Source organism: Sporosarcina sp. ANT_H38, from assembly GCF_008369195.1.
Taxonomy (GTDB): domain Bacteria; phylum Bacillota; class Bacilli; order Bacillales_A; family Planococcaceae; genus Sporosarcina.
Window position 1 is genome coordinate 2,577,310 of sequence record NZ_VOBC01000001.1, and the last position, 13,263, is coordinate 2,590,572.

Below are 13,263 nucleotides of genomic sequence, written 5' to 3' on the forward strand. Positions count from 1 at the left end.
CAACTTAGTTCAGACACTATTACAACAACTAAAAATTAGGAACTTACATTAATTCTTCTCAACTGTCGAAGTCACATCTGTTTTTACTTCGTGATCTTTCTGTCGAAATTTCGGGTAACCGATTAAAATAGCAACAGCTCCACAAATCCCGATTAAAACCGGATAAAACGAGTAAGGAATAATACTAACTGGTGAAATAGCAGCTAGTCCAGCGGCTGCAAGCATTTGAGCCCCATAAGGCAAAATCCCCTGCCAACTACTTGCGAACATATCAAGCAAACTAGCTGACTTTCTTGGGTCAATATCATATTCATCAGCGATACTTTTTGCTAAAGGACCTGCAATGATAATTGAAATTGTATTATTCGCAGTGGCGATATTGGTCATACTGACTAAACCAGCAATCCCAAACTCAGCCCCTTTTTTCGATTTAATTTTGCCCATAATGACATATAACAGATAATCAATACCGCCGTTATGTTTGATAATCTCAACGACGCCACCGATTAAGATCGCAATAATTGCTAAATCCTCCATACTAATGATTCCTTTAGCAACTGTTTGTAAAAAAACACCGAAACTGTAGGATCCATCAATCATCCCGATAATTCCTGCAAAAATTGTTCCACCCACCAATACGACCAGCACATGTGCTCCTAATAGCGCCGCCACAAAAACAGCGATATAAGGGAGTATTTTCAATAAATTATACTGATAGTCTCCACTCATAGTTGCTGTGTTCCCTTGTGTGATTACGCCAAGAATTAGCGCTGTAATGATTGCTCCGGGCAATACAATTAAAAAATTCACTTTAAACTTGTCTTTCATTTTTACATTTTGTGTCCTAACCGCCGCAATTGTCGTGTCTGAAATCATCGACAAGTTATCACCAAACATAGCACCACCGATTACAGTAGCCATCGCCAATGGCAGTGGGATACCCGTTTGACTCGCAATCCCAATACCAATTGGTGCCAATGCAACAACCGTCCCCATTGACGTTCCCATCGAAATTGAAATAAAGCAACCGATAATGAACAGACCAACCATTAACAAATTCGTAGGTAATAGCGATAAGCCAAGGTTAACAGTAGATTCAACTGCCCCCATTCCACTAGCAACTGCCGAAAACGCGCCCGCTAAAATAAAGATGATAGCCATTAATATAATATTCGGATGGCCTGCGCCTCTTGTAAAAGTCTCCACTTTACTGGACAACGTTTCTTTTCTATTCATCATCAAAGCGATAGTCGCTGCAATTAGTATCGCTACATTCAATGGCATATTTGAAAAGTCTTTTGTAAAAATTCCCGTGCCGATAAATAGCAACACAAAAACAAGTAATGGGAAAAGCGCAAAGGGATTTCCCTTTTTCACTTTAAGTTTCGTCATAAATATTCCTCCTAGTAGCCTGCCGAAATCCCAGAACTTACTGAAAACATAGTATTTCTATATGGATTGCTGATGACTATCGTATCTTGCTTTCTTAGCGATGTCAACTCGGTCTCCATTAATTTCTGAATTGTGATATAAGTCTGTTTACTTTACTGGTTGAGTTGTGATAGATTAGATGACAAACATGGGAGGATGAGTGAAATGGCAGTGGTGGAAAGTTTTTTATTGGATCACACGAAAGTAAAAGCCCCTTATGTACGTTTAGCTGGAACGGAACAACACGAGACAGGAAGCACTCTTCAAAAATACGACTTACGATTTTTGCAACCTAACCAAGACGCAATGCCAACTTCAGCTGTTCATACGCTAGAACATTTGCTTGCTACCTATTTACGGGACGAACTAAAGGGGATCGTTGATGTCTCGCCGATGGGATGCAGAACAGGGTTTTACATGATCATTTGGAATGAGCACGAGCCTAAGGAAGTCGCTGCTGCCTTAACAACAGTTCTCGAGAAGGTAGTAACAACTGAACACATTCCCGCCGTTTCTGCACTCGAATGTGGCAATTATAGAGACCATTCACTGTTCGCAGCGCAAGAGTATGCAAAGTTGGTCCTTGCAGGGGGATTAAGTGATGACCCATTCCGCGCTTAAATGGTAATAAATCACGTACCTTACTGATTTTCACGCTAAAGTTCGGTATCTAAAAATCTAAAATGAGGTTGTCCAAAAGTTGAATTTGCGGGCAACCTCTTTAGACTGAATCTTTGACCCTAATACTTCATAAGTGTTAGGCTTTTGTTGTGCCAACTAATTCGGCAAACATAGAGGAGGTCCTACAATGACACAGGGTAAACAACAAGAAATTCACTTGGCTAATCGTCCAAAAGGAATGCCTTCGAAAGAAGATTTTAATTTTGTGGAGAGTTCAGTTCCCTCCCCAAATGAGAATGAAATTTTAGTACGGACACTTTATTTATCCGTTGACCCTTACATGCGCGGAAGAATGCAAGATACCAAGTCCTATATTGCTCCATTTGAATTAAATAAGGTCATCGTTGGAGGAGTCGTAGCCGAAGTAGTTGAATCCCGGTCAAACGCCTTCAAACAAGGTGACGTGGTAGTTGGAAACCTTAGCTGGGCTGAATACACTGTAGCCAGTGAACGAGAAATCCGAAAAGTCGATCCGAAAATGGCTCCTGTTTCTACCCATTTAGGGATTTTGGGCATGACGGGCTTAACAGCCTATTTTGGATTGCTTGATATCGGAAAACCGCAAGAAGGTGAAACCGTCGTCGTTTCCGGTGCCGCCGGAGCAGTTGGCTCAGTAGTTGGACAAATCGCTAAAATTAAAGGTGCCAAAGTTGTAGGCATTGCCGGTTCAGATGAAAAAATTGACTACTTACTAAATGAGCTTGGCTTTGATGCAGCTGTTAATTATAAAAAAGATAATTTTCAAGAAGACCTTAAAAATGCCCTACCAGACGGAGTAGATGTGTATTTCGATAATGTTGGCGGCGACGTTTCAGATGCTGTTTTTAAATTATTAAATAGGAATGCCCGAATTCCATTATGCGGAGCAATTTCTTCCTATAATGCGGAAGGTAAAGATTCAGGCCCCCGCATCCAGTCAGCTATGATCAAAACAAGCACACTTATGAAAGGCTTCACACTCGGAGATTACGCTGCTAATTTCAGTGTTGGAGCTACTGAATTAAGTACATGGCTACAACAAGGTAAGCTGAAATACGAGGAGACAATTGTTGAAGGCTTTGAAAATACACCAGAAGCATTTCTCGGTTTATTCAAAGGAACGAACCTTGGTAAGCAGCTTGTAAAAGTTGCTGATCCTGAATATGCGGAACTTTAATCGTTTTATGTTGTCACGTCTGTAGGTTAACCAAAAGTAACCAGTGACTAACTTAAGCATCTACTGGCGCTACGTATATAGTTGCCTTTGGATTGCTTTGGATAGAATGACTTCTATACGATTACCTCGATGTCTGGATATGTAGGGATGTGACTTTGTCGCATTCCTACATATTTTTTTAGGTAATCGTATTGTGGTTCATCACCCGTCGAACTGCACTTGCATAAGTACACGAAGCGCTAAAGCTCTTTGGGACGAAATAATAGAGGGGCATCTATGGAGAAAAGCCGCCAAAGATACAATTTTGACGGCTGATGCTTTCTTTATGGTTTTCTCTTTTTAACTTTTTTATAAATCAGTTATCCGTAATCTTATTTTACATTTTTAACAAGTAATACCTCTTCTCTTACAATACTGAGTCAATAGTATTACAAACCGCTAAAAACTGTAAATAGGCTGTATGATAGATATACGTTTAATTTTTGAGGAGCTTGTCTATGAATACAAAACGTTTATCCTGGGTGGATGTTACCAAAGGGTTTTTAATGATTCTTGTCGTCATAGGTCATTACCCAGGACAACTTGATTTTCCACTTGCCAAGTATATTTATTGGTTTCACATGCCAGCCTTTTTCATTTTAAGTGGTTTGTTCTTTAAGCCAGTTGTAGAAAAAGGACAAATGACACTTTCCATTTACAAACGCTTTATGCAATTGATTGTTCCCTATTTATTTTTCCTAGTAAGCATAACGCTCATTCGTTATGGGATAGAAATTGGTTCAGGCAATAGGGATTTATCGTGGTATGCAAATGATCTATGGACTCTTGCTATCGGAGGGCGTTTTGCACGTGGTGCGTACGGTGTGTTCTGGTTTGTAACGACGTTATTCTTTACCTACTTGTTCTTCTTATGGATGACAAAATACTTTAGTCGCACGAAACAAATCGCTATTTTAGCTATCTTTTATATAATTGCCCATATTGAAAGTTTGTTTGCAATGCGCGTAATTGGAGGTGCGCCCGATACAGCCTCGCAATCGATTCCAATGATTTGGAACATCGATGTTGCTCTTATGACAGTCGTCTATTTTGCACTTGGTTATTATATGAAGGCCATTTGGATGAACATTACGAAACGATGGTTAATTGCGGGATTGTTTGGCTGTGTAATGGCGGTTTTACTTGATAGCTTTAATATAATTGACTATCATTTAAGCATGAAATTTTTACGTTATGAACACTTTATTTTAGATTTGTTCATTCCACTGTCATTTACGCTTGTTTTGATTGGTGTATTTCAACTCATCACCTCTCGAATGTCACTCAAATGGCTGCAAAAAATCGAAAAACATTCACTAACCATTATGTACTTGCACATCTTTACAGACATTCTACTAAATGATTATTTCACGTATGGCATTATTGGATTCACAGCTTTCGGTTTAATCATTCCAGTCGTTGCTTCCATTCTCATTCAAAAATTGATGCCACACGGAAAATTATTCCTCGGCGGATTCTCACCAAAAAAAACAAAATCCACTGCGAATCCAGCAACAATCCCATAAAGTTAATCTTTAATCAGTGGGGGCCTTCATCGCCCACTGATTGTTAGTTTAACCATTCGGGCTTTTCCCATCTCTACTTCCCTTTAATACTGGGGTAGACTTGTATACTTCTCGGCATTCATGCGTATACTACTAGTCACAGAGAGGCGGCACTCCTCTGTCCCGCCCGGGGGCACTTTCGACGGAAGGTGAAAAAGAATACCAAGCATAATCCGACTGGAGATTTTCCAGTAGTGCCGCGTAATACATAACCTAAGGGCACAAAAACCAGCCATTCACAAAAGAGGCCAAGAAAAAGTCTACGATTATTGATTGATCTAAGATTTGTCCATTCTACACGCTTTGGCGCTTTGTGGATGCCTCCCACGATAAGCCGGGCAGAAAATCACTGCTGGGGAGGGATTGAACTGCATCCCTCCTTTGTCTTATCGCTCCGGCTACCCGGTGTCCAGTTATTGGACACTTGTAAGGCGCCTTCGCTGGTTATTCCTAGGCACTTTCAGGACATCTACCTCATTAGTATAGTGTCTATAGAAAACAAGCGAGCCTTTCCTCGATAAAATCTAGGAAAGGCTCGCTTCTTTGTTTTTCACTTTATACAGTTGCACATAAAAATTATCCAATAAATGTAATTACAACTTCCCCATCAATATTTACAACTTCAATCAGTTCCTCATTGAACAGATACGGTGTATCGTTTTTGTCTTGGGGTGCTACTGCCTCGTAGCTATTCTTAACAGATAAAACCTGAAAAGTAACTGGAATATAGCGACCTTTATTTAACGTTTTCATATTCCCCATCAAAAATATTTCTTTGCTGGAAACAGCAAAACTCAGATGTCCTACTACTTTATTCAAATTACCCGACACTAATTTCACGTCTTGCAGTAAAGATATAATGCATAAAATAAAATCATTGATTATTTCCATCGGCAATTTCTCGAAACCGTTTTTCAAAAATAACGTATTAAAACCGTTCCTTATTTCTTTGAACGAGAAAATATCCTCTATTTTCTTTGCCTTCACACCATTACCCAAATTAGTGATGATTCGCTTGCACTCTTCCAAGTACTCACTTACATACCCCGTACTGTTTTCCCTTTGCGCTATAAAATTGGCAAGTTCTTTAATACTTTCAATACCATGTGCATCTTCTTTAACCAACATCATAAAGCTATAAAAGTCTTTTTCATCAAAGCTTCTCTCACTAAACTTGTTGTAGTAGTGTGCAAATAACTGCTGTTCTTTCTTATCCACGATGCTTCCACCCTTTTCAAATTTCTTTTGCGTATCTCTACTATAATCATAACACGTTCCGGAACATACTTTCTATATCGTATCTGAATTGACTCATTGAGAGAAGCGCAAGACCCAAAGTCCTTTTAATGACACTGCTCTAGGTATGGATTGAGTAATTCCATTCCATGCTGCTTGAGCCTGCAGGATGCAGGTCATGCAGTGGGGAGGGATTGGCCTACATCCCTCCTTGTTGCGACACGACGTCGCGAACTTAGACTGCCTACCTGACTTCGGCTACCCGGTGTCCGAAAGGGATTTACTACCGAGGAATAGTAAAAGTGATTTTCAAGCTCTGCCTTTTTGAAGGCTACTCGTACATTCTTTTCTTCACAAAAAACCAGCCCTTTACATTCCAAGGCTGGCCTCATTTAGCTTTATGCGCTATGAACAAGCTTACTATCCGCTAGTAATTTCTGCTCTTCTTGAATCTGTTCTTTGAAAAACTGTATAGCAATTTGATTGAACTCGTTATGCTTCTCTATGTTACACACATGGCCGCATTGCTCAATGATATGCAAAGAAGCATATTTATCCTTCACAGTATCTTCTTTGACAGGACCAAGAAACATATAGTCTTGATCGCCCATGATGTACATTTTAGGGATTTCATGTTTTTCACTGTCTATTCGTGGATAAATAGTACAAACCTTAGCTGCGAATCTATACCATTTAATAAACCCTTTTTGACGGATTTTCTTTGCTTCTTGGATGAAAACGTCTCTTGATTTCTTATGGTGTGCTTTAGGCATAAGAATCATTGCAAATGTTTTATAGAGCCACATATATGGGACTGCATTTTTAACCAAATTTCCAGTTCTCAGAATCACTTTTGCAACACTAGTTAACCGGATAATCGCCCCGCCTAAAATCATGCTTTTAATCCTGCTCGGAGCGTAAATATGCATCGCATGTAATACGACTGAACCCAAACTGATCCCTGCAAAATGAGCCTTTTTAATAGCTAAAAAGTCCAGCACCGTAACAACGTCTTTGGATAAAACTTCAGGTGTGTATGTCAGCACTTCAGGTTCATAATCTACAGAACCACCGTGATCTCTTAAGTCAATGAAGAGAAGATTGAAATGCTTTTTAAACTCTTTCACTTGTTTATACCATATATTTGAATTTCCGCCCAATCCATGAAGGAATACAACCCATTCATGTTGTGGACTTAAAATATGCGCTTCATAATGTAACAACTTTAATTTACCCTCTTCCCTTTAGGCCAATCTATAGAAGCAAACAGCTATTAGCGAATTTTGTCGATTTTCATTATGTTATGAATACTATTCTAATTCATTCGCCCACAAATGTCTTGTGCTAGCCTAAAAGAATATCCTTTGAGTCTACTCCTCTACTTTTTATTGACACAAAGAAAGAAACTTGCAAGGCAGGACCGCAAAGTGGCGCTGTTTTCCTGGTAAGAATGCAGTTTAGCCCTTCCTAACTGGGCCAACTTATGACCCGAACGTCTTGTACTGGAGCCTAGTACTAGTCCAGGGTGGAACATACATACTTACTTATCTTCAAAAAAAGACCAGACATTTAAGTACATGTCTGGTCTTTCTCCACTAGTAAATTATTATGGCATTCTAAATAAATTCCTAAGAATTAAAACGTACATCTATTATAGCGCTGCTTCCACATACCCTGGCTTTTCTAACAATCTAAATATATTATTTTTATATTCTTCAACCCCTGGCTGGTCAAAAGGATTTTGGCCCTGCAAGTAAGCGCTCATTGCACATGACAGTTGGAAGAAATATATTAAATAACCTATATGATAGGCATCTTGTTTAGCCACTTCAAGACGTAGTACGGGTACGCCTCCATCTTTGTGTGCTTCCATAGCCCCATGCATCATTACTTCATTAATTTCATTTACTGTTTTATCGGAGAGATAATTCAGTCCATCTACATCAGCTTTAGATGAAGGTATTGCATAATCCTCTGCGTCTTCTGTGAAGTGGACAAACGTTTCAAAGAGCATCCGTTGACCATCTTGGACATATTGGCCAAGGGAATGTAAATCGGTTGGATATGCGACGGCTGCTGGGAAGATACCGTTTCCACCCTTCCCTTCACTTTCACCAAAGAGCTGCTTCCACCATTCATTGAACATTTCAAAGTTCGGAGAAAAGCTCGCTAAAATCTCCACATTGTACCCTTCCGATAACAGTAGACTTCGTAATGAAGCATACTGATAAGCAATATTCGAACCAATATTCTCGCTCGACAGGTCGTGAACAGCTTCTTTTGCTCCTGCAAGGAGTTGTTTAATATCGACCCCAGCTACTGCAAGTGGGAGTAGTCCAACTGGCGTAAGAACGGAATAGCGACCGCCAATATCATCTGGTATAACAAAAGTCCTGAATCCTGAACGTATAGCCAATTCCCTCAGTGCACCTTCTGATTTATCGGTAATTGCAACAATCCGCTCGCTTGCTGATGAACCATAGCGGTTTTCCATAAATTCAAGCAGAATTCGGAAAGCGATAGCAGGTTCCGTTGTTGTTCCAGATTTTGAAATCACAATAATCGCAACTTCTTTTCGGCCCATATAACTTAATAATTGTTTCATATACGCTCCACTTAAATTCTGGCCCGCAAAAATAACTTCAGGATCATCCGACTTTCTTTCGAAATACGGTGATAGTGCATCTTGAATGGCTTTCGCTCCTAAATAAGAACCTCCGATACCTATTACAACCACTAACTCCGCATTTTCGCGCAACTTGTTCGCTGCATCCAAGGTTTCTTCAAGTTCATGTAACGGAAGCTCGTTAGGGTAATTCTTCCACCCCAAATAATCTGCACCTTCAGAAGTCCCTTTGTTCATTTTCTGATGGATTTTCTTCACACGCGTATCAAAAAGTTCCTCAAGCACACTTACAGCTATTTGTGTCTGATTTAATGTTAACGGGATTGCCAATTCAACATTCTCCCCTTCTAAATGGATAGTCAATTTGAGGCCGAAGTAACGTTGAATAACACGCATGACGACTTCTTTTATGTTTACTAACTGAAAGCAATGAAGCAGTTTGTAATTCCTTTTATAAAAAGGAGCTACCTCCATTATGCCCAAGAACCTCTATAACTTCAATCCGAATTTTATATCTGACATCTTTGCGAGATAAACACAAAAAAAAAAATCAGACATCCCCTTATATGTCTGATCTTCACTTTAGTATTATGAAATTGCCGTGAATTTATATCGAAGTATTGAAGACGACTTATCAACCGAGATCCAGCGTCTTACAAGGATCAGCTGAAGCGTTATTAAATGGAATCATTCAATCTACACATTCCACAACTATATACATGATAATCATTTTACAACATATGCATTCTCACTTTCAACACCAGTTGCTGACACAGAAGTGATCCCATAGGTATATTGTTTATTGCGTTTTGCTGTCTTATCTAAGAACACTGTAATTCCTTTCGTATTATAGACAACATCCACGATATTTCTTGGATCTTGATACGAACCTACTTCGTTTCCTTCAAAACGATAAATTACATACTTCCTTGGAGGGTTACTATTTTCATCCCTGATGATGAGCTTCATTCCAGCTGCATCCCTGTTTGCTTGTACTGATGTGGGCTCTACCGGAATAGCCATATTATCCCAAGGAGTTGCAGGAGTTAAAGCCGTATAATTATATAGTTGCTGTTTAAGGACTGTTGCATAACCAAGCGGATTTTTTTGTATACTTCTCAAGGAAAAGTGCATTTGACCCGCCACTATTTGGTTAACTCTGTTAGCGAATACTTGGCTTGGCAACTCCATTTTATTTTTCCATGCTTTATCGGCGTCATTGCCGACTTTATAATCAGCTAGACCAATATATAAATTAACGGGATGCACATCGGCATACGTTTGTACCTCAGCGCTCCACCAGTCTAATAGAGTCGAATACCTAGCTACTGAAAACGTATTAGACCAGTAAATTTGCGGCGTAATATAATCGATACTACCATCTTTAATCCACTGTCTTGTGTCTGCATATAGGTCATCATAATTAGTTACACCCGCTCGTGTATTACTTCCAGTAGGGTCCTGTGACCGATTACGCCAAACCCCAAATGGCGAAATTCCAAATTGCACATGTGGTTTAATCGTTTTAATAGATGAATAGACTCTTTTGACAAGTCGGTTTACGTTATCTCGACGCCAATCACTATTTTTTTTGAATGAAGCCCCATACTTCTTGAATGCAGCTTGATCAGGGAAAACTTCATTTTTAATTTTATAAGGATAAAAATAATCATCCATATGAACAGCATCAATATCATATTTAGCTACTAATTCTTCAACTGTAGAAATTAAATAATTTTGCACTTCCGGAAGACCAGGATTCAAATAATACTGCTTCCCGTATTTAACTACCCACTTTGGGTTTGTGCGAGCTACATTATTGGGCGCGAGACTTGCTAATGTTTGCCCCGGCATCGTTACTCGATAAGGGTTGATCCACGCATGTAGCTCCATACCACGTTTATGCGCTTCATTAATCATTATTAATAAAGGATCATAACCAGGGTTTTTCCCTTGTTTCCCCCCTGTTATATAGGATGACCATGGCGCCAACTTCGAAGGATATAAAGCATCATTTGTTGGTTTTACTTGATAAATGACTGCATTGAATTTATTAGCTTTCAATTGATCCAATGTTTTCTGTACCCAAGCTGTATATTGAGCTACATTCATCCCAGGTTTCATATCCACATTTTGAACGGTTGCAATCCAAGCTGCACGCATCTCATTCTTAGGAGGCGTCACGCTCGCACCTTTAACTTGTAAAGGAAGTATTGATAGTAGTAGAACGAGTGTCGTAGCTACTGATAATGCAACTTTAAAAAATTGTTTTTTCATCATAAAAAAACTTCCTTCCTTTATCTTTTTAATCCACAACACTAATAAAGTTAATCTTCAATCAGAGAGGTGTTCTTCATCCCCCACGGATTGTTAGTTTAACGATTTGGGCTTTTACAGGCAGTTAATGTGGGATTAATAGACTTATGGGTCTATTTTAGAAAATGGTATTACTGGTACAAGTACACCAAAGAATATAAAAAAAGGAGATTAGTAATATAATTGTCTTAGTTTGTTAGTTTCCCGAGTACAGGTTCATTTAGATTTCTTTGGATTGAATGACTTCTATACCAGTACCGAGATTTCTTGATCACCCCTTGGCCGCCGCTTGTATAGTTGCGCTTCTGGATTTCTTTAGATTGAATGACTTCTAGTACGATTACCGAGTTGTCTGGATGTGTAGGGATGCGACTTTGTCGCATCCCTACACATTTTTTTCGGTAATCGTATGATTGTCCTTCATCCTTCGCGCTCCAAATGCATAAGTACACAGAGTGCTGAAGTTTTTTGGGACGAAAGAATAGCTGGCCTCACACCTGGAGAAAAGCCGCCAAAGATGCAATTTTGGCGGCTGATGCTTTCTCTAGGATTATATCCTATTTATTTTAAGGCTCTGTATGCACGATAATTTCCAAAAACTCCATTTGTGCAGCATTGCTCAAAATACTACTCAACCGATGCGACAATTGACTTTTATCATTTATACATAAAAAAATGCACCTCCAATTGTTAGATTGTCTCTAACCATCGGGGTGCAGTTCAAACATTGAAATAACAACGTTTGTGGCTTTTCGAAATGTTCCATAACTTTCATTTCGGAACGTTATTAGGTTGCATTTTGTATAATTAATTATTTTTTAAATCCTTGCTAATGCTTCTCATTTACTACTCATTATCTTGAATAGGTCTTATATTTAGAGGTAATAAACTACACACTTTTTCAAATGTCGAGAAATTTATATCCTCTGAAAAAATTCTCAATATAGTTCCAGCGTGTGGTAAAGAATATACAGTAATGCCATCTTCAAGATTTACGAGTCCAGGAATGTCCGAAAACCAGCCTTTTCCCTTCATTGTATCGCCAATAAAAAAACAATTCTTTTTCGTTGACCACAACACTATATCATCCATACCACTAATTACTTGTAACAACGGAAATATCCCGGAAAATTCTTTGCTGTTTTGAACTTCTAAAATGACTACATTACAATCACCTTCAAATCGTTGGGTAAAACATTTTCGTATTTGATGTTGAGTAACTTTTTCATCGAAAACTTCAAGAAATCCTTCAGTAACTTGAACACAAAAGTAGATGGGAAATGCTTTGATATTCTCCATCCATACACTTAATGTTTCGAACGGCATTTCATTCGATTCGGGGAAATAGCAATCATAGACGTATGGATTATTACTATTTAAATCAAAACGAATATAATTTTCCCAATCCTTTTTAAACATTTGTTGAATTTCACATATCATATAATAAACTCCTTTGAATTAACTTTTGGCTGTGTTTGCATTGTGGTATGCCTCGTTTAACAATCGTAATACTGTTCTAAAATTGAATACTAAGTCATCCATTGTTTTTATTGGTTTAACAAAGCCTACGTTACAATCCCTGCTCTACTCCCATCAGAGCTTGAACAAATCCGTCCCCTGATAGGCAACCATCGGCTTCCTCAATATCAAAATAAAAATGGTCAGTAATATCACCATAAATAAAACCATCAGCTTCCGTTTCTGTAACAAATGAAAAACCTCTTTAAACAAGTGGCTCCATATATTTATCACTCCTATGAATATTTTCGAAAAGAGTCACTTCTAGTCACACTTGCCCCTCAAGGGAGGGAGGAATGAACTACAATTCCCCCTTAAACCTGTCGTGATTATTTTAGCCAAAAGCGAGCCGGAAACGTACTAGTCCCAATGAAGACTTTTGCACCTAACTAATCGGGATCTAATACAAGCAAAGGGTTAATCAACAGACGCGGAATATCCAGCGTGATATTCCCCTACAAAACCAATCCATTCCTTAGTCAATTGCAAAGTGGATAAAAGCTTTTTAACCGTAAAAAAACCGCTTTATCGAGGCATTCTTTCCTTAACCAATATTGGTTTGGTTTGGTTTGGTTTGGTTTGGTTTGGTTTGGTTTGGTTTGGTTTGGTTTGGTTTGGTTTTGCCTCGTACATAGTTGCATTGTAATTTGAGTTGAGGTGGGACCCGACTTGTTGCTTTACGTTATTATACTTTT

9 protein-coding genes are annotated in these 13,263 nt (G+C 38.8%); 3 read left to right on the top strand and 6 right to left on the bottom strand.

The window, feature by feature from the left end:
* Positions 1-48: 48 nt before the first annotated feature.
* Positions 49-1,392, bottom strand: a complete 1,344-nt coding sequence (locus tag FQ087_RS12080) for a Na+/H+ antiporter NhaC family protein (protein WP_149580674.1) — start codon at positions 1,390-1,392, stop codon at positions 49-51.
* Positions 1,393-1,596: 204 nt separating this feature from the next.
* Between FQ087_RS12080 and FQ087_RS12085 the strand changes: the two genes are divergently transcribed.
* The 3 genes from FQ087_RS12085 to FQ087_RS12095 all read left to right on the top strand — a co-directional run bounded on the left by FQ087_RS12085 (position 1,597) and on the right by FQ087_RS12095 (position 4,833).
* A complete protein-coding gene (locus tag FQ087_RS12085) occupies positions 1,597-2,052 on the top strand; it encodes an S-ribosylhomocysteine lyase (RefSeq protein ID WP_149580675.1) in 456 nt (151 codons plus the stop codon).
* Positions 2,053-2,239: 187 nt separating this feature from the next.
* Positions 2,240-3,268: an NADP-dependent oxidoreductase gene (locus FQ087_RS12090; protein WP_149580676.1), complete on the top strand. Its 1,029-nt coding sequence runs from the start codon at positions 2,240-2,242 to the stop codon at positions 3,266-3,268.
* Positions 3,269-3,765: 497 nt separating this feature from the next.
* Entirely contained in the window at positions 3,766-4,833 is a 1,068-nt protein-coding gene (locus FQ087_RS12095) for an acyltransferase family protein (RefSeq protein ID WP_149580677.1), read from the top strand.
* 615 nt (positions 4,834-5,448) lie between these two features.
* Here the strand turns inward: FQ087_RS12095 and FQ087_RS12100 are convergent.
* From FQ087_RS12100 to FQ087_RS12120, 5 genes are all read right to left on the bottom strand, one after another.
* Positions 5,449-6,090, bottom strand: a complete 642-nt coding sequence (locus FQ087_RS12100) for a hypothetical protein (protein WP_149580678.1) — start codon at positions 6,088-6,090, stop codon at positions 5,449-5,451.
* A gap of 416 nt (positions 6,091-6,506) precedes the next feature.
* Positions 6,507-7,331 (bottom strand): alpha/beta fold hydrolase, encoded by an 825-nt coding sequence (locus FQ087_RS12105; protein WP_149580679.1) that lies wholly within the window; start codon positions 7,329-7,331, stop codon positions 6,507-6,509.
* A gap of 428 nt (positions 7,332-7,759) precedes the next feature.
* Positions 7,760-9,130, bottom strand: a complete 1,371-nt coding sequence (locus tag FQ087_RS12110; RefSeq protein WP_149580680.1) for a glucose-6-phosphate isomerase — start codon at positions 9,128-9,130, stop codon at positions 7,760-7,762.
* Between the two features lie 330 nt (positions 9,131-9,460).
* Positions 9,461-11,014, bottom strand: a complete 1,554-nt coding sequence (locus FQ087_RS12115; protein WP_149580681.1) for a glycoside hydrolase family 10-like protein — start codon at positions 11,012-11,014, stop codon at positions 9,461-9,463.
* Between the two features lie 882 nt (positions 11,015-11,896).
* On the bottom strand, positions 11,897-12,490 hold the full coding sequence (locus FQ087_RS12120) for a hypothetical protein (protein ID WP_149580682.1): 594 nt from the start codon (positions 12,488-12,490) through the stop codon (positions 11,897-11,899).
* Positions 12,491-13,263 lie beyond the last annotated feature (773 nt).

Coding starts and splice junctions, on each gene's coding strand:
- FQ087_RS12095 (WP_149580677.1), top strand. CDS start 3,766: ATGAATACAAAACGTTTATCCTGGGTGGATGTTACCAAAGGGTTTTTA.
- FQ087_RS12110 (WP_149580680.1), bottom strand. CDS start 9,130: ATGCGTGTTATTCAACGTTACTTCGGCCTCAAATTGACTATCCATTTA.
- FQ087_RS12120 (WP_149580682.1), bottom strand. CDS start 12,490: ATGATATGTGAAATTCAACAAATGTTTAAAAAGGATTGGGAAAATTAT.
- FQ087_RS12115 (WP_149580681.1), bottom strand. CDS start 11,014: ATGATGAAAAAACAATTTTTTAAAGTTGCATTATCAGTAGCTACGACA.
- FQ087_RS12090 (WP_149580676.1), top strand. CDS start 2,240: ATGACACAGGGTAAACAACAAGAAATTCACTTGGCTAATCGTCCAAAA.
- FQ087_RS12085 (WP_149580675.1), top strand. CDS start 1,597: ATGGCAGTGGTGGAAAGTTTTTTATTGGATCACACGAAAGTAAAAGCC.
- FQ087_RS12080 (WP_149580674.1), bottom strand. CDS start 1,392: ATGACGAAACTTAAAGTGAAAAAGGGAAATCCCTTTGCGCTTTTCCCA.